Raw genomic sequence first — 23,802 nt, 5'->3', positions numbered from 1 at the left:
CACCGCACATTTGCGCAACAATGTTTGAAAATCAATAGTTTCTTAACCAAGCCTGCCGAATCGCTTGGATTAAGGTAAATTCCTAACCCTGTCCGATTGACTGCATAATCGGTGGTCTAGCCTACGCTGCCTTGGCGACGACCCGGTTGCGGCCGCCACTTTTGGCTTCGTAGAGCGCCACGTCGGCACGTTTCATCAACGCCGCGACCGTGTCCGCGCCCTTCAGAACCGATGACACGCCGACGCTGACCGTGACTTCGATCGCCTTGCCTTCAGGGCCGATGGCAAAGGGCAGCTGGGCGATTTCGGCGCGAATGCGCTCGGCAACCTTCTCCGCCACCGCGCCGTCCGTGTCCGGCATCACAACGACGAATTCCTCGCCGCCGAAGCGGCAGGCAAGGTCGATGCCCCTGACGTTCTTGCGCAGCCGCCTTGCGAACTCGCGCAGCACATCGTCGCCGCCATCATGGCCATGCGAGTCATTGACGGTCTTGAAGCGGTCGAGATCGGTGATCATCACCGACAGAGGCCGCCGCCGCGCCACGGCGCGGTCGAACAGCGTCTGCAAATGGCTGTCGAGGTAGCGGCGGTTGTGCAGCCCGGTCAACGCGTCGGTCACCGCCATCTCGATGGTCTGGGTGACACTGGCGCGCAGCTGGTCGTTGTAGCGCTTGCGGCGCACCTGCGTGCGCAGCCGCGCCGTCAGCTCCTGCTGGTCGATCGGCCGCATCAGATAGTCGTTGATGCCGAGTTCGAGGCCTCTGATGATGCGGCCCTCCTCGCCTTCGTCGGCAATCAGGATGATCGGCAGGAAGCGGGTGCGGTCGAGCGAACGCAATTGCGAACACAACCGCAGCGGATCGAAATCGGTAAAACCGGTCGAGATCAGCACGCACTCATAGGGCGCCTCGGCGGCCTGGAAGAAGCCGGCATGCGGATCGGTGGCAATGTCGAGCTCGGCGCTGCCGCGCAGCATGTTCTGGATGCGCTCGAACGACGATTTGCGCTCGTCGATCAACAGCACCTTCGGCGTGGCGTCCTCCGACGCGAAGCTGCGGCTCAACAGCGCCTCGATGCCGATGTTGCGGGTGGTCGATGCGCGCAGCCGCAGCTCGTCGGTCAGCGACTTCAGCCTGACCAGGCTCTTCACCCGCGTCATCAGTTGCAGATCGTTGACCGGCTTGGTGAGAAAGTCGTCGGCGCCTGCCTCGAGGCCGCGCACCCGGTCGGCAACATGGCCCAGCGCGGTCACCATGACCACCGGTATATGCGCGGTCGCCGGATCGCTTTTCAGCCGCTTGCAGACCTCGAACCCGTCCATGCCGGGCATCATCACGTCGAGCAGCACGACATCGACCTTGCCGTTTTCGCAGGTCTCGATCGCGTCCGGCCCGTTGGAGGCCGTCAACACCTCGAAATATTCGGCCAGCAGCCGAACCTCGAGAAGTTTGACATTGGCAGGGATGTCGTCGACGACGAGGATCCGCGCGGTCATGTCACAAGGCTCCGGCTGGAATGGGTGAAGGCATCAGGCATCACCGAGATAAGATTTGATGGTCTCGATGAAACGCGGCACCGAGATCGGCTTGGAGATGTAGGCCTCGCAACCGCCCTGGCGAATGCGTTCCTCGTCGCCCTTCATGGCGAAGGCGGTGACGGCGATGACCGGAATGGAATGGAGGTCGTCGTCCTCCTTCAGCCATTTCGTCACTTCCAGCCCCGACACTTCGGGCAGCTGGATGTCCATCAGGATCAGGTCGGGCCTGTGCTGGCGCGCCAGATCGAGCGCCTCGAGCCCGTTGCGCGTGCGAACCGTCTCGTAACCGCTGGCTTCGATGAGGTCGCGAAAGAGCTTCATATTGAGCTCGTTGTCCTCGACGATCATGACCTTCTTAGGCATCGATTTCCCGTCCCGGCCAGGCTTCTGCCCGAAGCCCTGCCGCTATGCGCCCTTGTCGAAGCACACCAAACCCTCGCTCACTCTTAAGGCAATATGATTGACGAAATGGAAACCCGAAGCGGCAAAAGCCATTCGGATTCCACCTCGAAAACCACATTGGATCGGGGCTGTGGCTTGCCGCAGGCGACGCTTGCGATTACTGCGGAAAAGAGACTCATTTCCGCAACGAGAAAGTAGTGATGGCAAACGCAGCGTCAATGCGCGAGGAAGCGGAAACCATTGCCGTGAAGGCACTGGGCTTCGTCGCCGCCGACCCCGAACTCCTGCCGCGCTTCCTGGCCATCACCGGCATCGAGGCGTCCGCCATCCGCCGCGCCGCGGCCGAACCGGGATTCCTGGCCGGAGTGCTGCAGTTCATCCTTGCCCACGAGCCGACCTTGCTGCGCTTTGCCGAGGAAACCGACACCCCCCCGGCCGCCATCGGCAAGGCGTTGCGCGCGCTGCCTCTTGGCGGCGACGACCATGAGCATTCGATATGAGCGACGATCCCGAGACGGCACGCCAGATCGCCGAACTTGCAGCCGACGACCGGCCTCTGCTGATCCTCGATGTCGACGATGTCGTGCTCGAATTCATCCGGCCGTTTCCGCAGTTCCTGAAATCGCGCGGCTTCGGCCTGACCCTGGCCTCCTTCCGTCTCACCGGCAACATTGCCGAAACGGCGAGCGGCCGGCTGATCGAACAGCCGGAGGTGACGGCACTTCTCGGAGATTTCTTCGATACGCAGGCCGACTGGCAGAGCGTTACCGACGGTGCCGAACAAGCGCTTGCCAGCCTCAGCGACCGCGCCGAGATCGTCCTTTTGACCGCCATGCCGCACCGGCATCGCGCTGCGCGCCGCGCCCATCTCGATGCGCTCGGGCTGCCCTATCCGCTGTTGACCACCGAGATGGCCAAGGGACCGGCGGTGGCGAAACTGCGCGGCAAGAACGGCCGGCCGGTGGCCTTTGTCGACGACCAGCCCGCCAATCTTATCTCGGCGCGCAACTCGATTGCCGACGCCCATCTCTTCCACCTGATGGCCGACAATTCGCTGCGCGCCTTCCTGCCGCCGGTGCCGGACGACATCATCTCCGTCGAGGACTGGCACGAGGCCGCGCCGAAGATCGCGAGCGCGCTCGGGCTTTAAGCCCAAGCGCCTCCAAGCTTGGCGATCAAGGCTGCAGCTTCGCCCCTGCTCCGCCATTGTTGCCCTCGCCAGGGATCGCATCCTGATCGGTGTTGTCTTCCACGACCGGATCCGGCCCCTTCAGCATGGCGCCGTTGACCGTCACCGACCCATCGTGCCTGGCGTTGATAACCCATTCCACACGACCATCCGGCAGCGTCTTGGCAAATCCCTTGATGGCCAAGGCGCTGGTAAAAGCCTGTGAGGCCTGCGGGTCGGTCTTCGCCGCCTCCTGCAGGCTTGCCACGATCTTGTCGTAGCCGGTCACGTCGATTGTCACGTTGGCATCGGGCTTCTTGTCGGGGAAGGTCATTTCGCCTTCCATGGCGACCTCAATGTCACCATTCTTGACCGTGCTGTGTCCAAGCACGAACTTTGGTGTCTTGGCCAAGAAATCGGCGGAAATCTCATCGCCGAAATCTGCCGGAAGCGGTGGATCCTTACTGAAATCGAGGGTTTCTATGGTTTTCCGAGCCATACTGTCGAGATCGATGTTGGCGCCGCCGAAATTCAGGTCGAGATCCGTCGGCAGCAACGCAACGGTCCAACTGGGCAGCATCTGCTGCGGTATTGTCAGGCCGGAAACCTTGAATGCGTAGCTGATCTTGCCGTCCTTGCTGATGCCGTCCATGCCGACAACGGTGTTCAGCTGCGCCGCGCCGAAATTGCCGGCATATGTTTCAATGGCAAGGTTTTTGAATGCGTAGGTCCCATCGATCCGTTCCCATAGCGGCAGCGCACCGAGCAGAAGCGTTTTGAACTCTGCTTGATCGGCCTTCATCCGGGCCTCGTCCTCATGGGCGACGGCGAACGCCAAAAGATCCAGAAGCGGCTTGGTCTGAATGGCCTTAGCGGTCACGTTCACAGCGAGCTCCGGTGCCCGGAGCGCTGCGATTGACCGGTCATCGATTTTGACCGTTTCGACGAAGTCCGCCATCGCCTGTGTGAAATTAAGATCGACGCCGCCGTTGGCCGACTTCCTGGCGTCAAATTTGGAAGAGCCCAGCCCCACGCTCAAATCGGTCAATTGACTGACTTGGCGCGACGTCATCGTCATGCCCGCAATCGAACTGGTGCCGCTGGTAAATGCCGCCAGTTCCGGGTCATAGACGCCCGTGAACTTGCCATCCTTGACAACGATTTGCCCGGTGTTCAGGCCATTTGGGCCATTTACCTCGATGGACCCAGTCGTAGAGAAATCCGAGGCGACATCCCAGCCTCCGTCGCTGCGCGGTTTGACCCGCAGCGTGACGGGCGGGAAATCGAACCGCTTCAGATCCTGCTTCGGCATCTTCGCCACAAGCGCCTTCACATCGAAGGTGATCTTGTAGGCACCCTCCTCGGCTGAGATCTTCAAAATGCCTTCATTGAGCGCCTGTTTGCCGACATAGCGAGAGAGCTCATCGGAAAGTTGCTTGGCACCTTGGGCATCGACAGCCTGGCCAAAGGCAGGAGCGCTGAGGGCGAGAAGGAAAGCAAGCGGCAAGACACGGTTCACAAAATTCTCCATTTGACCAAAAAGGAACGCTTCGTTCGTCTGCTATGAAACCAACCTACAGCTTCCACAGGACATCAACAAACGCCGACGGGTAATTGACTACAACACCAGCCGCATCAGCGGCCGTCCGGCCTTGCGTTCGACAAGCCGCTCGAAGTCGGCCTTTTCAAACACACGCGACGAGCCGACGAACAGCCCGATCGAACGCGAATCGCGCGACACGTCGATCGGACACGCCTCGACCAGCCGCGCCTTGTTCTGGCGGGCAAAAGCGATGCCGCCCTCGACCAGGCGGTGGCTGACGCCCCGGCCGCGCGCGCTGGCGCGGATGAAGAAGCAGGAGATGGCCCAGACGCCGGGATCTACGGCGTCGGTTGGATCGACCGGCGCCGAGCCCCGGCCCCGATTGTTCCATTCGGGCACGTCGGCGCGTGGACCGATCTGCATCCAGCCGACCGCCTGGCCGTCCTCGAAGGCCAAAAGCCCCGGCGGCGGTCCGGCCTCGATACGCGCCTTGATATGATCCTTGTTGCGCTGCTTGTCCCTGGCCCGTCGGACCGCCGGCGCCATCCGGAAATGCGTGCACCAGCAGCCGTAACAGGCGCCCTGCTTGCCGAAAAGATCCTCGAAATCCGCCCATAGGTCAGGCGCCAGCGGCGCTATGGTGGTGCTCATGAGTTCTCTCCCGGCTAACCGCTTGTGGCGGCTTCCGTCCTGACGTACCATTGCATCTGTTCTCTTTATGTTCGCAGCGATGGCGGCCCCTGTCAACAATCCCGAGCACGGTTTTTGCCGCGACTGCCTGACCTTTCAGCGCAGCGATACCAGGCGCTGTGAGCGTTGCGGCAGCCCTCGACTCACCCGCCATCCCGAGCTCTACCAGCTGCATCTGGCGCATATCGATTGCGACGCCTTCTATGCGGCGATCGAAAAGCGCGACAATCCGGCGCTGAAGGACAAGCCGCTGATCATCGGCGGCGGCAAGCGCGGCGTCGTTTCCACCGCCTGCTACATCGCCCGCATCAAGGGGGTGCGCTCGGCAATGCCGATGTTCAAGGCGCTCGAAGCCTGTCCGGAAGCGGTTGTCATCCCGCCCAATATGGAGAAATACGTCCGCGTCGGCCGCGAGGTCCGCGCGCTGATGCAGGCGCTGACGCCGCTCGTCGAGCCACTCTCCATCGACGAGGCGTTTCTCGACCTCGCCGGCACCGAGCGCCTGCACGGCATGCCGCCGGCAGTGGTGCTGGCACGCTTTGCGCAGACCGTCGAAAAGGAAATCGGCATCACCGTTTCGGCCGGCCTTTCCTACTGCAAGTTCCTGGCCAAGGTTGCCTCCGATTTCCGCAAGCCGCGCGGCTTTTCGGTGATCGGCGAAGCCGAGGCGCTGGGTTTCCTGGCCGAACAGCCGGTGACGTTGATCTGGGGCGTCGGCAAGGCTTTTGCCGCAACGCTCGAACGCGACGGCATCCGCAGCATCGCCCAGTTGCAGCGCATGGAGCGCGCCGATCTTATGCGCCGCTATGGCGTGATGGGCACCCGGCTCTACCATCTCTCGCGCGGCCAGGACGACCGCCGTGTCGATCCTGACCAGGATGCGAAAAGTGTGTCGGCCGAAACCACTTTCGACACCGACATAGCTGAAATGGGCGAACTGGTTCCAGTGCTGAGGGGATTGTCGGAAAAGGTCTCGGCGCGGCTGAAGAAGTCAGGCATTGCCGGGCGCACCGTGGTGCTGAAGCTGAAGTCGCAGGATTTCAAGCTGCGCACCCGCAACCGCCAACTCGGCGATCCGACCAGATTGGCCGACCGTATTTTCCAGACCGGTCTCGAGCTGTTGCGCAAGGAGGCGGACGGGACAAAGTACCGGCTGCTCGGCATCGGTGTCAGCGATCTCTCCGATGACGAGAAAGCCGATCCGCCCGATCTCGTCGACGTCGGCTCACGCAAGCGCGCCATGGCCGAAAGCGCCATCGACACGCTGCGCGACAAGTTCGGCAAGAAGGCGGTGGAAACCGGCTACACCTTCGGTAAAGGCCGCAACGCCAACCCGCCGGAGCCGATCGAGGAGTGAGACGGCTTAGATACGCTTGAGATCGATGCGGCTCGTCACCACGTTGTTGCCGGTTTTCGGATCGACGTCGGTAACGGTCAACCGCATTCCGTCGCCGCTGGTTTTCTCGACCGTCAACCGCGCCTTGCGATCGCCATTGACCTCCGCCGCCCAGCGAATGACGAGACTGATCGCGTTGCCGGAACGGCTGCCGGCGAGCTGTGCCGGCCCGGTGCGCGACCCGACATAGACGCCTGTATACTTAGTCCCGCGGGCCTTCAGATTCGCGCTGATGGCGCGCGTCACCACGACAAGACCACGGCAATTGCCGTCAAGCGACAATGAGCTCGAGGTCGCGTCTGAATTGAAGGTGCAGGACACATTCATCGTCGGTGCGTCGGTGGTGACCTTGACTGTCCCCTTGCCGGAGAAATTCCCTTGCAAGGAGCTGAGAAAATTCGCCTCGTCGGCATGGGCCGCGGCGCTTGCAGTTAGCAGGCAGCCGGCTAGCAGAAACCGCGCGAATGATTTCATCGGAATCTCTCCCCGTTGATGTTGAAGAAACGATGCGTCCAGCAATTGGCCAATACCGGGAACCAACGCCTGCCGTTGCGTCAGGTTCCACTTCCAGCATGGCTGTTTTGCAACGGGTCTGGCCCAGTCGAATGCGTCGCCTAACGGTTGCGATAGAAGTCCCGGCTTGCGACATAGCGCCTATGGCACCTTCCCCATCGATCCCCAAAGCCGCGTTCTGGATGGCGCTGTCGATCGCCTCGTTTCTGGCGATGTCAGTCGCCGGCCGCGCAACCACCGCCGAGCTCAACGTCTTCCAGGTGCTGGAACTGCGCTCGGTGATCGGCTTCTTCATCCTGTTGCCGCTGGTGATGATGAGCGGCGGATTCGCTGCAATGCGCACGCAGCGCCCGTTGGCCCATATCGCTCGCAATGTCATCCACTATACGGGCCAGGCCGCATGGCTCTATGCGCTGACGCTGATCCCGCTTGCGGTGCTCATATCGGTCGAATTCACCACGCCGATCTGGACCGCGATCCTGGCGGTGGCGTTTCTTGGCGAAAGGCTCTCCCGCCCGAAAATTGCGGCGGTCGTGCTTGGCCTGATGGGCGTGGTGGTCATCGTTCGCCCCGGCGTCGGCTCCATGGATCCGGGTCACCTCGTCGTTCTCGGCGCGGCCGTGTGCTTTGGCGTATCGGTGGTGTTGGTCAAGTCGCTGACCCGCACGGACAGCGTCGTGCGCATCATCTTCTGGATGCTGATCATCCAGTCGGTGGTCGGCCTGATCCCGGCGCTTTATGAATGGCGCAACCCACCGCTCGAACTCTGGCCATGGATCCTGCTGATTGCCTTCACCGGCATGTCGTCGCATTTCTGCATGGCGCGCGCCCTCACCTATGCCGACGCTACGGTGATTTCACCGATGGATTTCATGCGCGTGCCACTGTCGGCGCTGATCGGCTGGCTGCTCTACAGCGAACAGATCGACATCTTTACAGCCGGCGGCGCCCTGCTGATCCTGATGGGCAACCTGCTCAACCTGCAGCGCAAGGCGCCAAAGCCGGCCGAGGTCGCGGCCTCGTAGCGGTCGGTCAATTCCCCTCATCCGGTATGTTGAGAAGATGCCCGCAGGCCTTGCAGTGCACGGCGTCCGGCTCATGCCGTTGCAGTCCGCACTGCGGACAGGGAAAGAACACCTTGGCGGGTCGAAAAATCGCGGTCGCCAGTCTGACGAACAGCGAGATGCCGATGATCATGGTGGCGATCGCGGTCAGCTTGCCGGCGATCCCCGGCAGCACGATGTCGCCGAAACCGGTCGTCGTCACCGTGGCAACGGTGAAATACAGCGCATCAATGTAGTTTTCGAGGCCCGCGCCGGTGCGGAAGAAGAAGGTGTAGACGAAGCCGGTGATGACGAACAGAAACGTCAACAGGTTGATGACCGCGTGGCTCGCCTCGCGCCAGGGCCTCAAGCCACGCATTTCGAAATGCCGCCACAGCGACCCGCTGCGCGACAGCGACCACAGCCGCAGGATGCGCAGGAACGCCAGATTTGCCAGCGCCGTCGGCATCAGCAGCGTCAAAAGGATGAAGACATCGACCCAGGATGTCGGCTGTTTCATCAGCCGCAACATGTCGTTGGAGGCTAACAGTCGGGCAATCAGGTCGGCGGCGACCAATGCGGCGACGGTATAGTCGAGCCACAGGAATGACGGCTTGTCCTGGAGCACCGGCGTGGCAACGAAGAAGGCGACTATGGTGAGGTCGATGATGACCGCCACCAGTTGAAACCGGAACGCCGCCGGCGTGCGTCCGTGATAGAGCTTGCGCAGCCTGTCACGCAGCCGCGCCATCGCTGAGCTTTGCTGCAATCCGTCCTTCTCGGCTGCTTTCATCACCAAGTGCGTAACGGTCCCAGCCGGGGTCGTCTAGAGCATGATCCCAAAAAGTGGGTGCCGGTTTGCGGAAAAGATCATGCTCCAACAAAGGGTTAGATCATGATGAGATTTCAACCGAATCTCATCATGATCTAGTGGCCCCGGTGATCGTCAGCCCTCCACCACCTTGCCGTCCGGCCCCACGAGGCGCCAGGCCGAGGCGGTGTCGTAGACGAACCGCTCCTCCGCAATCCGGTCACCACGCCAGCGCTGCAGGGCCACCTCTTCCAGCCGGCGCACGGTGCCGGCCTTGTCGATACGGTCGAAGGTCCAGCGGATGGCGACATTGTCGCCATCGACCAGGAATGTCTGGACAGGATGGGTGTGCATCTTCTCGATCCGGTCGAGTGCTGCCTGCTCATGCGCCATCAGTGTTTCCTTGCCGCGCCGCGGGACGCCGAGATTTTCCTGCATGGTGGCATCGTCATGGTAGAAGTCGGCGATCGCCTTGACGTGGCTGCCTTCGACCACCTCCTTGAGGAAGGCTTCGACGCGTTCGCGGCTGGGCATGATTGTGCGTTCCTGTGAAGTTTCTGCTCAACGCATGTGGTTCAAAGGAAGGTCAGTTCAACCACGCCCCGCACGCTGGCCCTATCGGCTGCAATGTCAGGCCCAGAGCATCTTTATGCCGTCATGCACTGGCCGACGTCGATGCGATTGCCGTGTATATCAGCGCAGCCTAGACGAGCTCGACTTCGACCACACCCGGCACCGCGCGCATGGCCGACGCGATCTGCGGCGAGATGCGGTAGCGGTTGGGCAATTCGATCTCGATCTCGCCCTGCGCCTCTTCTTTGATGACGATAATGCTTACCTGACTTTCCCCACGCTGGGTAAGCTGCGATTGAATCGCCGACGCAGGCCCGTCATTTCGAACGAAGATGCGCAGCGCCTTCTGGATACGGCTGGCCTCATCCTCCAGCGACTGCACCGTCTGGATGCGCAGATTGACCCCTTCGGGCCTATCCTCGGCCGAAACGGTGATCACCACCGAACGTCCGGGCTCGAGCAGATCGCGATACTGCGCCAACCCTTCCGAAAACAGCACGGCTTCATATTGGCCAGATGTGTCGGAAAAGGCGATGACGCCCATCTTGTTGCCGGTTCGGGTCTTGCGCTCCTGCTTGGTGGTGACGGTGCCGGCGAGCCGGCCCGCGGCGGCACCGCGTTTGACCGCAGCCGAGAACTCGCCCCAGTTTTGCACGCGCATCTTCTGCAGGGCCGCCTTGTACTCGTCGAGCGGATGCGCCGAAAGATAGAAGCCGACGACCTGGAATTCGCGGTGCAGCCGGTCGGCGGCAAGCCACGGATCGGTCTGCGGCAAATTGAGCGCCTGCTGCTGCGCGCCGAGCGACGCGCCGAAAATGTCGTGCTGGCCCGAAATGGCATTCTGCTGCGCCAGAGAAGCCAGCCCCATCATCCGTTCGACGCCGGCCATCATCTGGGCGCGGTCGTGGCCGAAGCAGTCGAGCGCGCCGGCCATGATCAGGCTTTCGAAGACGCGCTTGCCGACGATCTTGGGATCGACCCTTTCACAGAAATCGGCGAGATTCTTGAACGGCTTTTCGCCGCGCATGGCGACGATGTGCTCGACCGCAGCGTCGCCGACGCCCTTGAGGGCCGCCAGCGAATAGTAAATGCGGTTCTCGCCGACCTCGAAATTGCGGAAGCTGGTCATCACTGACGGCGCCACCACCTCGATGCCGAGACGCAGCGCATCCTGGCGGAAATCGGCGAGTTTGTCGGTATTGCCCATGTCGAGCGTCATCGACGCCGCCAGGAACTCGACGGGGTAATGCGCCTTGAGATAGGCGGTCTGGTAGGACACGACGGCGTAGGCGGCCGCGTGCGATTTGTTGAAGCCGTAGTCGGCGAACTTGGCCAGAAGGTCGAAGATGAAGTCGGCCTGCGGCTTGCCGACACCGCGTTCGACCGCACCGGTGACGAAGCGCTCGCGCTGCTTGTCCATTTCGGCGCGGATCTTCTTGCCCATGGCGCGGCGCAGCAGGTCGGCTTCGCCGAGCGAATAGCCCGACAGCTCCTGCGCGATTTGCATCACCTGTTCCTGGTAGACGATGACGCCTTGCGTCTCCTTCACCAGATGGTCGATCTTGGGATGGATCGATGCCATCTCCTCCTCGCCATGTTTTCTGGCATTGTAGGTCGGGATGTTCTCCATCGGGCCGGGACGGTAGAGCGCCACCAGCGCGATGATGTCCTCGATGCAGTCGGGCCGCATGCCGATCAGCGCCTTGCGCATGCCGGCACTTTCCACCTGGAACACACCGACCACTTCGCCGCGCGACAGCATGGCGTAGGTTTCAGGATCGTCGAGCGGGATCGTCGCCAGGTCGATCTCGATGCCGCGCCGGCGGATCAGCTTCACCGCCGTCTCCAGCACCGTCAGCGTCTTCAGGCCGAGGAAGTCGAATTTTACCAGCCCGGCCTGCTCGACATATTTCATGTTGAACTGGGTGACCGGCATGTCGGAGCGCGGATCGCGGTACATCGGCACCAGTTCCGACAAGGGCCGGTCGCCGATGACGATGCCGGCGGCGTGCGTCGAAGCGTGGCGGTAGAGCCCTTCCAGCTTTTGCGCCATATCGAGCAGCGTCTGCACGATTGGCTCCTTCTCGGCCTCCTCGGCAAAGCGCGGCTCGTTGGCGATGGCATCCGCCAGCTTGACCGGATTGGCGGGGTTCTGCGGCACCATTTTGGAGAGCTTGTCGACTTGGCCGTAAGGCATTTGCAGCACGCGGCCGACGTCGCGCAGCACCGCGCGCGCCTGCAGCGTACCGAAGGTGATGATCTGCCCAACCTGGTCGCGGCCATATTTCTGCTGGACGTAGCGGATGACCTCTTCGCGCCGGTCCTGGCAGAAGTCGATGTCGAAGTCGGGCATCGACACGCGGTCGGGGTTGAGGAAGCGCTCGAACAGCAGCGAGAAGCGCAGCGGATCGATGTCGGTGATGGTCGTGGAATAAGCGACCAGCGATCCGGCGCCCGAACCACGGCCCGGCCCGACCGGAATGCCTTGCGCCTTGGCCCATTTGATGAAGTCGGCGACGATCAGGAAATAGCCGGGAAACTTCATCTTCTCGATGATGGAGAGTTCGAAATCGAGCCGCTCGCGGTATTGTTCGACCGTGTAGCCGGAAGTGGGCCCATGCGCAGCCAGCCGCGCCTCCAGCCCCTCATGCGCCTGCCGGCGTAGCTCATCGGCCTCCGCTTTCAGCGCCACCTCATTGTCGGCGACATCGCCGCCGGTAAAGCGTGGCAGGATCGGATTGCGGGTCTTGGGATAATAGGAACAGCGCAGCGCGATCTCGACGGTGTTGTCGATCGCTTCCGGCAGGTCGGCGAACAGCCGCGCCATATCCGCCTGGCTGCGCAGGAAATTGTCCGAAGTCAGCCGGCGACGGTTGTCGGCGGCAACCACCGAACCCTCGGCAATGGCGATCAGAGCATCATGCGCGTCATAGTCGTCGCGGGCGGCGAAGAACGCCTCATTCGTGGCGACCAGCGGCAGATCATGGATATAGGCAAGGTCGACCGATGATTTCTCGATAGCGCGGTCATAACCGGAAACACGGTCCAGCTCGACATAGAGCCGGTCGCCGAACAGCGCCTTGAGTGCCAGAAGCCGCGTCTCGGCAAGATCTCGGCGATCCTCCTTCAGCGCCCGGCCGATCGGGCCGCGCGGCCCGCCGCTGAGGCAGATCAGGCCATCGCAATGGCCTTCCAGCATTGCTGACGTCAGATGCACGGGCTCGCCCGGCGGCGTCTCCAGATAGACCTGGCTGACCAGCCTGACGAGGTTGCTATAGCCAACCTCGGTGGCGGCGAGCAGCACCACGGCGTGCATCTCCGGACCATGGCGGCGGCGGTCGCGCTGCGCGTCGCTGGTCTCGCCGGAAAAGGCGAGATCGATCTGGCAACCGATAATCGGCTGGATGCCTTCCTTCACCGCCTTCTGGGCAAATTCCAGCGCGCCGAACAGATTGTTTGTGTCGGTGACTGCGATTGCCGGGCACTCGTCCTTGACGGCATGACCGACAACGGCGGCGACCTGCAAGGCGCCCTCGAGCAGCGAATACGCCGAATGCACGCGCAGATGGATGAACGGCCGCGCCGGCGCCTCCGGGCGCGCAGCAGCGAGCGCTGCTTCGCGCCTCAGGGGATCGCGTGGAAGTTTGTCATCCGCCATGATGTTTCAAATTGCTCGAAGGGCTTTGAGTCGATGGAGATGTATTGTCCCGGACCGGGCGATGCCAGTCCAGCACAAATGACCACCGACCACAGGCTTCCGTACCCAGCCGCACGGCTCAGAGATTGTTTCTGAAATTCGCTCTGGCGAGTCATATGATGGTGGTTTCGAGAACCGGAGCGCAGCGGCCATTGGTCCGTGAGCACGGGAAGCGCAGAAACCGCCTTCAGATGGCCGCCGGAGTAGAATTTCCAAACAATCTCTAGGCGAACTCCATGATCACCGCATCCACAGCCAGGCTGTCACCCGGCTTGGCGTTGAGCTTCGACACGACAAGATCGCGGTCGGCGCGCAGCACGTTTTCCATCTTCATCGCCTCGACCACGGCCAGCGTCTCGCCGGCCTTGACCTCCTGCCCCTCGGCAACCGCGATCGACACGACCAGGCCCGGCATCGGGCAAAGCAGCATCTTGGACGTGTCCGGCGCCACCTTCTCCGGCATCAGCCTTTCCAGTTCAGCCGTGCGCGGCAGCATGGCGCGTGCCCTCACCGACATGCCTTTCCAGGCAATGCGCAGGCCGTTCGGCGCCGGCCTGATCTGCGCCGTGACCTTGCGGGCACCGACAGTGCCGCGCCAGATGAGGTCGCCCGGCCGCCAGTCGGACGCCACCGTCAGCGCTTTGCCGCCATCGACCGACAGATCGATTTCCATCGGAATGGAGATCATGCCCTCGATGATCGAAGCCTGGAGATAGTCGTCGCCGAGCTTCACCACCCAATCGCGCTTGAGTGCGCCCGAATGCGGCGCCAGCCGCCCGCCCAGCCGGTCGAGCCGGTCGCGGCGCAGAAGCTCGACCGCGGTGGCGATCGCCGCCAGCACTGCCTTTTCATCGCCATTGGGCACGATCGGCGCGAAGCCGTCAGGATATTCCTCGGCGATGAAGCCCGTCGATATCCGCCCCTCGCGCCAGCGCGGATGCTGCATCAGCGCCGCCAGGAATGGAATGTTGTGCTCGATGCCGTCGACGACGAAACTGTCCAGCGCTTCCGACATGGCGTCGATTGCCGCCAGCCGTGTCGGCGCCCATGTGCAGAGTTTTGCCACCATCGGGTCATAGAACATCGAAATCTCGGAACCTTCGGTGACGCCGGTGTCGTTGCGGATGACGATGTCGCCGAACGTGCCCTCCTCTGGCGGCCGGTAGCGCGTCAAACGGCCGATCGAGGGCAGGAAATTGCGATAGGGATCCTCGGCATAGAGCCGGCTTTCCACCGCCCAGCCGTTCAGCTTGACGTCGCTCTGCTCGATCGCCAGCTTCTCGCCGGCGGCGACACGGATCATCTGCTCGACTAGGTCGATGCCGGTAACAAGCTCCGTCACCGGATGCTCGACCTGCAATCGTGTATTCATTTCAAGGAAATAGAAGTTCTTTTCAGCATCGACGATGAACTCGACGGTGCCGGCGCTCTGGTAATCGACCGCCTTGGCCAGCGCCACGGCCTGCTCGCCCATGGCCTTGCGCGTCCTGGCATCGAGGAATGGCGACGGCGCCTCCTCCGCAACCTTCTGGTTCCGGCGCTGGATCGAGCATTCGCGCTCGCCGAGATAGAGGGCGGTGCCATGCGCGTCGGCCAGCACCTGGATTTCGATATGACGCGGATCGACGACGAACTTTTCGATGAAGACGCGGTCGTCGCCGAACGAGCTTTTCGCCTCCGAGCGCGCCCGGTCGAAGCCGTCGCGCACTTCCGACTGGCTCCAGGCAATGCGCATGCCTTTACCGCCGCCGCCGGCCGAGGCCTTGATCATCACGGGATAACCGATCTCGCCGGCGATCTTTTCGGCATGGTCGGCATTTTCGATGACCCCAAGCCAGCCGGGAACCGTCGACACCTCAGCGGCCTTGGCGAACTTCTTCGATTCGATCTTGTCGCCCATCGCCTTGATAGCCTTGGGTTTCGGACCGATGAAGACAATGCCCTCAGCCTCAAGCGCTTCGCAGAAGGCGGCCCGCTCCGACAGAAAACCGTAGCCGGGATGCACGGCCTGCGCGCCCGTCTCCTTGCAGGCAGCGATGATCTTTTCAGGCAGAAGATAGCTTTGCGCGGCAGGCGATGGCCCGATATGCACGGCTTCGTCGGCCATTTCGACGTGCACGGCGTCGCGATCGGCGTCGGAATAGACCGCTACGGTGGCAATCCCCATCCTGCGCGCCGTCTTGATGACGCGGCAAGCAATCTCGCCGCGATTGGCGATCAGGATTTTCGTGAACATCGAAGGCGTTTCCTCGGTCTTTCGTCCTTCTTATGGGCTTCGGCAGCCGGGCTCAAGCACCGCCGGCAGCGCACCCATCAAGACACTCCCTGCCCGCCAGGCCCGTGCCGAGGGGCGAAGGTTGGGCTCGCCGACGACTGGGCCAAGATTTGCGCCATATTTGGTCGCCAAATCGGGTTGAAACAGTATAAAAACCCTGAAAGCCTGAAGACCAATCGCCTTGGGAGGGATTGCCTGATGAAAACCCGCGCCGCTGTCGCTGTCGCCGCCGGAAAGCCGTTGGAAATCATGGAGGTCGACCTCGACGGACCGCGCGAAGGCGAGGTGCTGGTCGAGATCAAGGCGACCGGCATCTGCCACACCGACGAGTTCACCCTGTCGGGCGCCGATCCCGAAGGCCTGTTTCCGGCAATCCTCGGCCATGAAGGCGCTGGCGTTGTCGTCGATGTCGGCAAGGGCGTCACCTCGGTCAAGAAGGGCGACCACGTCATCCCGCTCTACACGCCGGAATGCCGGCAGTGCCCATCCTGCCTGTCGCGCAAGACCAATTTGTGCACCGCCATCCGCGCCACGCAGGGCCAAGGCTTGATGCCCGATGGCTCCTCGCGCTTCTCGATCGGCAAGGACAAGATCTTCCACTATATGGGCTGCTCGACCTTCTCCAATTTCACCGTTTTGCCCGAGATCGCCGTCGCCAAGGTCAACCCGGACGCGCCCTTCGACAAAATCTGCTACATTGGTTGCGGCGTCACCACCGGCATCGGCGCGGTCATCAACACCGCGAAGGTCGAGCAAGGCGCGACTGCTGTCGTCTTTGGTCTCGGTGGCATCGGCCTCAACGTCATCCAGGGCCTGAAGCTCGCCGGCGCTGACATGATCATCGGTGTCGACCTCAACAACGACAAGAAGGCATGGGGCGAGCGCTTCGGCATGACGCATTTCGTCAATCCGAAGGAGATCGACGGCGACATCGTTCCTCACCTCGTCAACTTGACCAAGCGCGGCGCCGACCAGATCGGCGGCGCCGACTACACATTCGACTGCACCGGCAACACCAAGGTGATGCGCCAGGCGCTGGAAGCCTCGCATCGCGGCTGGGGCAAGTCGGTCGTCATCGGCGTGGCCGGCGCCGGCCAGGAGATTTCGACCCGGCCGTTCCAGCTGGTCACCGGCCGCACCTGGATGGGCACCGCCTTTGGCGGCGCACGCGGCCGCACTGACGTGCCGAAAATCGTCGACTGGTACATGGACGGCAAGATCCAGATCGACCCGATGATCACCCATTTGCTGAAGCTTGAGGACATCAACAAGGGTTTTGATCTCATGCATGAGGGCAAGTCGATCAGGAGCGTCGTCGTTTACTAAGTGCGATCAGCAAAAGTGGCGCCCGGTTTTGCGTCCGATCGCACACCAAACGGAGGAAGAACAAGCCGCCGACCGAAGGGCCAGCGACTGAAGTTGCACAGGTTCAACAAGGGAGGAAGACAATGCCTGAGAAACTGCATCCCAAAATCGACAATGGCTTGCCAAAGGAGAGCGCAAGCTTTGCCGGCGGCACGCTGGTCTGCGCCTGCACCAGCAAGCCGGTGAAGGTGACGGTCAAGGGCCAGATCGCCCACAACCATGCCTGCGGCTGCACCAAATGCTGGAAGCCTGACGGCGCGGTGTTCTCGGTCGTGGCCGTAGCCGGCACCGGCGATGTCACAGTCACCGAAAACGGCGACAAGCTGAAAGTGGTCGACCCCTCGGCACTTATCCAGCGTCACGCCTGCACCGGCTGCGGTGTCCATATGCACGGACCGGTCGAGCGCGACCATCCGTTCAAAGGTCTGTCCTTCATCCATCCCGAGCGCTTCCAGGAAGACGGCTGGTCACCGCCGGGCTTCACCGCTTTCGTTTCGTCGATCATCGAATCCGGTGTCGACCCCAAGCGCATGGACGGCATCCGCGGCCAGTTGAAGTCGATGGGCCTCGAGCCCTATGACTGTCTCAACCCCGGCCTGATGGATTACATTGCCACCTGGACGGCGAAGAAGTCGGGCGCGCGGCCGGCCTGACAGTACGAGATTTCTGGCATGGGGCCGGGTAACATGCCGGCCCCATGTCCGTTTTGGAGAGATAATGCCGGCACCCGCCATCTACGTCGACGCCGACGCCTGCCCGGTGAAAGCCGAGGTCGAGAAGGTCGCCGAGCGCCATGGCGTGGTCGTCACCTACGTCTCCAATGGCGGGCTGCGTCCGTCGCGCGATCCGATGATTCGCAACGTCGTCGTCTCTAAAAGCGCCGATGCCGCTGACGATTGGATCGTCGAGAACGCAAAACCCAACGACATCGTGATCACCGCCGACATCCCGCTTGCCGCTCGCACCGTGGCGCTCGGCGCGCATGTGCTTGGGCCAACCGGCCGGCCGTTCACGCCGGAGACCATCGGCATGGCGGTTGCAATGCGCGATTTGAAGCAGCATCTGCGCGAAACCGGCGAGAGCAAGGGCTACAATGCCAGCTTTGCGCCACAGGATCGCTCGCGTTTCCTGGGTGAGCTCGACCGTATCTTGCGGCGGGCTCTGAAATCCGTCACACCCGACCAGACGTGAAGCATCATCCGAGGTCGGGCTATGGCCGACACATCGCCGAATAACCCCTTGCAGCGGCACAAGCAGTTCTTTGTGTCGCTAGCCGTCGGTCTGGTCGTATTTGCCGCGGTATTGCCTTTGATTGGATCGCTCCCCGTCTCCACGCGGCTTGCCTATTCGATCTCGATTGCCGCCGATTCCTTCTTCGTCGTCTTCATCGCGCTCGTCATCGCCAAGATGCCGCTGCTGTCCGGCCGCTATCTCAGCAAGAACGCGCGCGAACTGGACCTCCCAGTGCTGGGCATCTTTGCCATCACGCTCGGCATCGTCGCCATGGCCATTGTCCTGCTGTTCCTTTTGATCAATCACAAGGATCGCGACCCCATCGAACTCGGCTTCGCCATGCTGTCGATCCCGCTTGGCTGGTTCACCATCCATGCCATGGCCGCCCTCCACTATGCGCATGTCTACTGGATGGACGGCGACGCGATCGATGCCGAAACCAAGAAGAAGATACCGGTCGGCGGCCTCGATTTTCCCGGCAGCAAACGGCCGGACGGTTGGGACTTTCTCTATTTCGCGACGGTGATCGGCATGACCGCGCAGACCGCCGACACCGCGATCACGACCTCGCATATGCGCCGCGTGGTGCTTGTCCATTCGATCCTGTCGTTCTTCTTCAACGCCGTCATCGTCGCCGCCGTCGTCAATCTCGCGGTGAGCCTCGGCAATTGAGTATCCGTGCCCGCGATAAACCCGTGCCCGTAATAAAAACGTGACCGCATGAAACATCGCTTTCGATAGCGACGTATTGGGAGGACAAGGACGAGCGCGGCCATCCCAGGATCGCGCAGCCGGAGGCGAGGAAAAGATGGAAACCATTACCGTGAGTCAGCCCGGCGCAGGCGTCGATGCCGCCTCAACGAAGGATGCGACGCTGATCTACCGGCAATCGCGCTGGACCCGCCTGACGCACTGGCTGTGGGCGATCTCGCTGTTCTTCATGCTCTTGTCCGGCCTGCAGATCTTCAATGCCCGGCCGCAGCTCTACATCGGCAAGCAATCCGGCTTCGAGTACAACAACACCGTCTTTGCCATCGGCGCCGAAAACACCGCCACCGGCCCGCGCGGCTATACCGAAATCTTCGGCCATCGCTTCGACACCACAGGCGTGCTCGGCTGGTCGGGCCCGGCCCGGCAGCAAACGTCGCGTGCCTTCCCGTCCTGGGCGACAATCCCGTCCTACTACGATCTCGGCACCGCCCGCGTCGTGCATTTCTTCTTCGCCTGGATACTGACAACCACCTTGGTCGTCTGGCTGGTCGCCAGCCTGGTCAACGGCCATCTGCGCCGCGATCTGGCGCCGCGCCTTGACGATCTCAAGCGGCTGCCGCAGGACATCATCGAGCACGCCAAGCTCAGGTTCCACCACACACGCGAATACAACACGCTGCAGAAAATGGCCTATGGCGGCGTACTGTTCGTGCTGTTGCCACTCATGATCATCACCGGCCTTGCCATGTCGCCGAGCATGAACTCGGTGCTGCCCTGGCTCAACGAACTGCTCGGCGGAAGGCAGACGGCGCGCACCATCCATTTCACGGTGATGGTGCTGCTGGTCGGCTTTTTCATCGTCCATATGATGATGATCCTCGCCGCCGGCCCGATCAACGAACTGCGCTCGATCATCACCGGCTGGTACCGCACCGATCCGCCAAGGCATGGCGACACCGAGAGGAGTGCGTGAGATGGCCAAATTCCAGATCAGCCGCCGAAAGTTCCTGACGGGCGCCGGCCTCGGCGTTTCCGGCATCATGTTGTCGGGCTGCGATGCCTTCGACAGCCAGCTCGGCATGGGCGACGGCCTGCGCAGTTTCCTCGAAAACGCCAATGGCCTGACCTACCGCGCGCAACGCTGGCTTGCCGGCCGCGATGCTCTGGCGCCGGAATTCACCGAGGCCGACATCCGCCAGCCGCAGCGGCCGAACGGCGTCACCGCGCCCGACGATGACACCTACAAGGGCCTGCTCGCCAACAATTTCGCCGACTGGCGGCTGGAGGTAACGGGCCTGGTCGAAAAGCCGCTGTCGCTCAGCCGCGAGCAGTTGGAGAACATGCCGAGCCGCACGCAGATCACCCGCCACGACTGTGTCGAAGGCTGGAGCTGCATCGCCAAATGGACCGGCACCCCGCTGTCGCTGGTGCTCGACCAGGCTGTGGTCAAGCCGCAGGCCCGCTATGTCATGTTCCACTGCCTCGATACGATCGATCGCAGCCTCTCCGGGGAAATCAAATATTACGGCACCATCGACCTGATCGATGCCCGCCACCCGCAGACGATCCTCGCCTACGGCCTCAACGGCAAGCCGCTGCCGGTCGAAAACGGCGCGCCGCTGCGCGTGCGCGTCGAACGACAGCTCGGCTACAAGATGCCGAAGTATCTCTACAAGATCGAGCTCGTCGACAGTTTTGCCAATATCGGCGGCGGCCGCGGCGGCTATTGGGAAGACAATGGCTATGACTGGTATGGCGGGATTTGATGGCCTCGCATTCTGACCGAGCACGATCTGACTCCGACCGAACCGAGCTTGCCTGAGGAAGCCGGTTTCGAGCGCGTGGCCGAACTTGGCGATTGGCCTGAAGACACTCCAATATCGTCCTCTGCAAAACGGTCGCAGAAAACGGCGCGGCTTAAGCAACCTTGTCGAGCAGTGGCTTGAGCGCCGGATGTATCTCCGGCGAGGCGAGTTTGATCAGCGTCAGCAGCGCGCGTTCATTGTCACGCAGCGGGCGGTCGGTGCCGATGCGATCGGCCAGCCATTTCGCCTCGCTGGCGTCGATCGTCTCGGCGCGGCGCGCGAGTGCCTCGGCGGCACGGTTCTTCGACTCCCATTCGGCCTCGATATAGCCGGGCGAACGATAGGCTTCCATGATGCCGGCCAGTCCGCCCGACACCATGCGGCTGAAGAAGCCACCAATTTCGGGCTCGACCTGGTCCAAGAAACTGTCACGACGCAGCGCCACATCGCGCGTCGGCGCTTCGTAGCCGGCCGAACACATGACGAAATTGGCGAGCGCCTTGACGAACAGGTCGTTCCAGGACGGGTCGTTGTGGGCCGCTGCGGTCTGCTCGTTGATCTGGAACAGCACCTCGGCCTCAACCCGTGTGATGGCGATGTTACCGTCGCCGCCATAGGCATGGAGAATGCGGCGCAACAGATCGACCTCTGCCTTGGCGACCAGCCCGGGAACCAGCGCGCCGCCGAGCATCAGTGGTCCCTTGCCGTCGACCACCGCGTTGGCGACCTGCTCGAGCGCATAGGCGGAGAGCCGGCCGGGCGATGATTTCGCCCTTTCCAGCACATGCACCAGCAGCTCCAGTTCGGTCACACTGTCGACCATTCCGTCGCGCGAGATGGTCTGGATCAGCCAACCGGCATTGTCTTCAGAGATATAGCCTGCCGGCTTTTCCTGGTGGACGATGTAGTCGGTAACGGCCTCGACGAAGAATTCAGGCCATTGCGGGCATTTGTCCGTCGCTGTCGCATCGAGCGCGAACAGTGCTTCAGCCTCGCCGCGCGTCACCACGCCGTCGGCGAACACTTCGCGACGCAGCATGACGACATCTTCCGCCGTGATGCGGTCCTTCGAGGCCAGCCCCGCCACCGGCGCGCTCCCGATCCGTTCGCCCATCTGTCAATCCCCATCCGCCGTGCCCAACGCAATTGCCGGCCAAACCGTCAGCCCAGAATATCGCCATTGTCTTGAAAAACCGGCAAACGGCGTGGTTAGCGAAGACTGTAAAGACGACTCGCTTTACGTGTCGCTGGCAGGTGACAAGGTGTCGCCGACAAGCTATGGATGGCGCGTCGAGGGCTTAAGTTTTGAGTCCTACCTGTTTGCGGGAGAGAGCAGCGCGAGCTGCCGCCGAAGGGGAAATCGCCCGAAATCTCTCAGGCAAAAGAACCGTAGACGGGAAAGACACTCTGGAAAGTCGGGGCTTGCCCCCGCGCCGAAGGTGTAAGCGTCGCCGACAGAGTTCCGGTTGCGCGAGTCTCTCAGGCTTCAGACAGAGGGGCACGGACTGGTCGCCAGCAGCGGCCGATTGCGTGCGACTCTGGAGATGACATGACGGGCGACGACACCAAACACCTTCCTCTCGAAGATCTGCACACCGCCGCCGGCGCACGCCTTGGCGCCTTTGCGGGCTGGTCGATGCCGCTGACCTATCCGGCCGGCGTGATGAAGGAGCACCTTCACACCCGCGAACATGCCGGCCTGTTCGACATTTCGCATATGAAGCTGTTCGAGATCAGCGGACCGGGCGCTGCGGCACTGCTCAACCGCGCCAGTCCGCTCGATGCCGGCGCGCTTGAGATTTCACAGTCCAAATATACCTTCTTCCTCAACGAGGCCGCCGGGATCATCGACGATCTGATCGTCACCCGGCTCGTCGCCGAGCGCTTCATGGTGGTCGCCAACGCCGGGAATGCGGTCGAGGACGAGAAGCATTTGCGTGCGCTGGCGACCGATTTCGACGTGAAGGTCGATGCGCTCGATCGCGTCTTCCTGGCGATCCAGGGGCCCGAAGCCTGGGCTGCCTTGTCCCGCGCCGGCATCGAGACCGGCTCGCTCTTGTTCATGCATGGCATCGAGCCGAAGCAAAACTGGTTCATGAGCCGCTCCGGCTACACCGGCGAGGACGGCTTCGAGATCGGCCTGCCGGAGGCGGATGCGCGCGCTCTGGCCACGAAACTGATCGAGGACGAGCGTGTGTTGTGGATCGGCCTTGCTGCCCGCGACTCGCTGCGGTTGGAGGCTGGCCTGTGCCTGCACGGCCAGGACATCACGCCGGAGATCGATCCGGCCAGTGCCGGCCTGATGTGGGCGATCCCCAAAGATCTCCGCGCCGGCGGATCCTTCATCGGCGCCGATGCGCTGCGGTCCATCTTGGAGCGAGGACCGTCGCAAAAGCGCGTCGGCCTGAAGCCGGACGGCCGCCAGCCGGTGCGCGCCGGCGCTGCCGTGTTCCACGCCGACGGCAATCCGGCCGGCCACGTCACTTCAGGCGGCTTCGGCCCGTCGGCCGGCCATCCCGTCGCCATGGGCTATGTGTCAACGGCCTTGGCCAACCCGGGCACGAAACTGTTCGCCGACGTTCGCGGGACGAAAATCCCGGTCAATATCAGTTCCTTGCCCTTCACTCCTCATCGCTACCGCAAAGGATAATTCCGATGGTAAAAACCTATTTCACACAAGATCACGAATGGCTGAGCGTCGAGGGAGGCATCGCCACCGTCGGGATAACCGACTATGCGCAGGAACAGCTTGGCGATCTCGTCTTCGTCGAACTGCCTCAAATCGGCACGAAGCTCAGCAAGGGTGATACCGCCGTGGTCGTCGAGTCCGTCAAGGCGGCATCCGACGTCTATGCCCCGGTGGACGGCGAGATTACCGACGCCAACGGCGCGCTGTCCTCGGACCCGTCGCTGGTCAACTCCGCTGCGACCGGCGACGGCTGGCTGTGGAAGATGAAGCTCGCCGACGAAGGCCAACTCGCAGGCCTCATGGATGAGGCCGCCTACAAAGCCCATATCGGTTGATATCAGGACCTATTGC

Annotated in this window: 22 protein-coding genes and 1 riboswitch; of the genes, 12 read left to right on the top strand and 10 right to left on the bottom strand. The window is 62.3% G+C overall.

Features of this window, described 5'->3' with window-relative positions:
* Positions 1-121: 121 nt before the first annotated feature.
* Both NKJ77_RS17695 and NKJ77_RS17690 read right to left on the bottom strand, forming a co-directional pair.
* Entirely contained in the window at positions 122-1,495 is a 1,374-nt protein-coding gene (locus tag NKJ77_RS17695; RefSeq protein ID WP_023667573.1) for a PleD family two-component system response regulator, read from the bottom strand.
* Between the two features lie 33 nt (positions 1,496-1,528).
* Positions 1,529-1,900, bottom strand: a complete 372-nt coding sequence (locus NKJ77_RS17690; RefSeq protein ID WP_023667574.1) for a response regulator — start codon at positions 1,898-1,900, stop codon at positions 1,529-1,531.
* 239 nt (positions 1,901-2,139) lie between these two features.
* On the opposite strand from NKJ77_RS17690, the gene NKJ77_RS17685 reads away from it, so the two are divergent.
* Both NKJ77_RS17685 and NKJ77_RS17680 read left to right on the top strand, forming a co-directional pair.
* The gene (locus NKJ77_RS17685) at positions 2,140-2,439 is read left to right on the top strand and encodes a DUF3572 domain-containing protein (protein WP_023830655.1); all 300 of its coding nucleotides are present in this window, start codon (positions 2,140-2,142) and stop codon (positions 2,437-2,439) included.
* Positions 2,436-3,089, top strand: a complete 654-nt coding sequence (locus tag NKJ77_RS17680) for a hypothetical protein (protein WP_352535542.1) — start codon at positions 2,436-2,438, stop codon at positions 3,087-3,089. The genes NKJ77_RS17685 and NKJ77_RS17680 overlap by 4 nt, the downstream gene beginning before the upstream one ends.
* A gap of 25 nt (positions 3,090-3,114) precedes the next feature.
* On the opposite strand, the gene NKJ77_RS17675 is transcribed toward NKJ77_RS17680, so the two are convergent.
* Complete coding sequence (locus tag NKJ77_RS17675; RefSeq protein ID WP_352535541.1) at positions 3,115-4,626, bottom strand: hypothetical protein; 1,512 nt, start codon at positions 4,624-4,626, stop codon at positions 3,115-3,117.
* Positions 4,627-4,725: 99 nt separating this feature from the next.
* Positions 4,726-5,301, bottom strand: a complete 576-nt coding sequence (locus tag NKJ77_RS17670; protein ID WP_023830653.1) for a GNAT family N-acetyltransferase — start codon at positions 5,299-5,301, stop codon at positions 4,726-4,728.
* Positions 5,302-5,368: 67 nt separating this feature from the next.
* On the opposite strand from NKJ77_RS17670, the gene NKJ77_RS17665 reads away from it, so the two are divergent.
* A complete protein-coding gene (locus tag NKJ77_RS17665; protein ID WP_352535540.1) occupies positions 5,369-6,697 on the top strand; it encodes a DNA polymerase IV in 1,329 nt (442 codons plus the stop codon).
* Positions 6,698-6,703: 6 nt separating this feature from the next.
* On the opposite strand, the gene NKJ77_RS17660 is transcribed toward NKJ77_RS17665, so the two are convergent.
* Complete coding sequence (locus tag NKJ77_RS17660) at positions 6,704-7,210, bottom strand: hypothetical protein (protein ID WP_352535565.1); 507 nt, start codon at positions 7,208-7,210, stop codon at positions 6,704-6,706.
* Between the two features lie 182 nt (positions 7,211-7,392).
* Here NKJ77_RS17660 and NKJ77_RS17655 point away from each other — a divergent pair, with 182 nt between their 5' ends.
* Positions 7,393-8,274, top strand: coding sequence for a DMT family transporter (locus tag NKJ77_RS17655; protein WP_352535539.1), 882 nt, complete (start codon positions 7,393-7,395; stop codon positions 8,272-8,274).
* A 7-nt stretch (positions 8,275-8,281) separates the two neighbouring features.
* Here the strand turns inward: NKJ77_RS17655 and NKJ77_RS17650 are convergent, their stop codons facing one another.
* The 4 genes from NKJ77_RS17650 to NKJ77_RS17635 form a co-directional block, all read right to left on the bottom strand.
* Positions 8,282-9,085: a potassium channel family protein gene (locus NKJ77_RS17650; protein ID WP_023710633.1), complete on the bottom strand. Its 804-nt coding sequence runs from the start codon at positions 9,083-9,085 to the stop codon at positions 8,282-8,284.
* Positions 9,086-9,238: 153 nt separating this feature from the next.
* Positions 9,239-9,637, bottom strand: coding sequence for a nuclear transport factor 2 family protein (locus NKJ77_RS17645; RefSeq protein WP_023710634.1), 399 nt, complete (start codon positions 9,635-9,637; stop codon positions 9,239-9,241).
* Between the two features lie 169 nt (positions 9,638-9,806).
* A complete protein-coding gene (gene dnaE, locus NKJ77_RS17640) occupies positions 9,807-13,334 on the bottom strand; it encodes a DNA polymerase III subunit alpha (protein ID WP_352535538.1) in 3,528 nt (1,175 codons plus the stop codon).
* A gap of 262 nt (positions 13,335-13,596) precedes the next feature.
* Complete coding sequence (locus NKJ77_RS17635; protein ID WP_352514838.1) at positions 13,597-15,609, bottom strand: acetyl-CoA carboxylase biotin carboxylase subunit; 2,013 nt, start codon at positions 15,607-15,609, stop codon at positions 13,597-13,599.
* Between the two features lie 237 nt (positions 15,610-15,846).
* On the opposite strand from NKJ77_RS17635, the gene NKJ77_RS17630 reads away from it, so the two are divergent.
* The 6 genes from NKJ77_RS17630 to NKJ77_RS17605 all read left to right on the top strand — a co-directional run bounded on the left by NKJ77_RS17630 (position 15,847) and on the right by NKJ77_RS17605 (position 20,723).
* Positions 15,847-16,974 (top strand): S-(hydroxymethyl)glutathione dehydrogenase/class III alcohol dehydrogenase, encoded by a 1,128-nt coding sequence (locus NKJ77_RS17630; RefSeq protein ID WP_023681583.1) that lies wholly within the window; start codon positions 15,847-15,849, stop codon positions 16,972-16,974.
* A gap of 122 nt (positions 16,975-17,096) precedes the next feature.
* Positions 17,097-17,666 (top strand): S-(hydroxymethyl)glutathione synthase, encoded by a 570-nt coding sequence (gfa, locus tag NKJ77_RS17625; RefSeq protein WP_023710637.1) that lies wholly within the window; start codon positions 17,097-17,099, stop codon positions 17,664-17,666.
* A gap of 64 nt (positions 17,667-17,730) precedes the next feature.
* The gene (locus NKJ77_RS17620; RefSeq protein ID WP_023695438.1) at positions 17,731-18,204 is read left to right on the top strand and encodes a YaiI/YqxD family protein; all 474 of its coding nucleotides are present in this window, start codon (positions 17,731-17,733) and stop codon (positions 18,202-18,204) included.
* A 21-nt stretch (positions 18,205-18,225) separates the two neighbouring features.
* The gene (locus NKJ77_RS17615; protein ID WP_023688301.1) at positions 18,226-18,918 is read left to right on the top strand and encodes a DUF1345 domain-containing protein; all 693 of its coding nucleotides are present in this window, start codon (positions 18,226-18,228) and stop codon (positions 18,916-18,918) included.
* Positions 18,919-19,054: 136 nt separating this feature from the next.
* Positions 19,055-19,930, top strand: a complete 876-nt coding sequence (locus NKJ77_RS17610; RefSeq protein ID WP_352535537.1) for a cytochrome b/b6 domain-containing protein — start codon at positions 19,055-19,057, stop codon at positions 19,928-19,930.
* A 1-nt stretch (position 19,931) separates the two neighbouring features.
* Entirely contained in the window at positions 19,932-20,723 is a 792-nt protein-coding gene (locus tag NKJ77_RS17605; protein ID WP_023681588.1) for a molybdopterin-binding protein, read from the top strand.
* A gap of 151 nt (positions 20,724-20,874) precedes the next feature.
* On the opposite strand, the gene NKJ77_RS17600 is transcribed toward NKJ77_RS17605, so the two are convergent.
* Positions 20,875-21,876, bottom strand: a complete 1,002-nt coding sequence (locus NKJ77_RS17600) for a hypothetical protein (RefSeq protein ID WP_023830643.1) — start codon at positions 21,874-21,876, stop codon at positions 20,875-20,877.
* A gap of 199 nt (positions 21,877-22,075) precedes the next feature.
* Positions 22,076-22,162: riboswitch (glycine riboswitch) on the top strand.
* 149 nt (positions 22,163-22,311) lie between these two features.
* Between NKJ77_RS17600 and gcvT the strand changes: the two genes are divergently transcribed.
* On the top strand, positions 22,312-23,412 hold the full coding sequence (gene gcvT / locus NKJ77_RS17595) for a glycine cleavage system aminomethyltransferase GcvT (protein ID WP_352535536.1): 1,101 nt from the start codon (positions 22,312-22,314) through the stop codon (positions 23,410-23,412).
* A gap of 5 nt (positions 23,413-23,417) precedes the next feature.
* Positions 23,418-23,786, top strand: coding sequence for a glycine cleavage system protein GcvH (gene gcvH, locus NKJ77_RS17590; protein WP_352535535.1), 369 nt, complete (start codon positions 23,418-23,420; stop codon positions 23,784-23,786).
* Positions 23,787-23,802: the final 16 nt, after the last annotated feature.

It is taken from the genome of Mesorhizobium sp. M0052, from assembly GCF_040323255.1.
Classification (GTDB): Bacteria; Pseudomonadota; Alphaproteobacteria; order Rhizobiales; family Rhizobiaceae; genus Mesorhizobium.
This window is presented reverse-complemented; position numbering and strand designations above follow the sequence as displayed.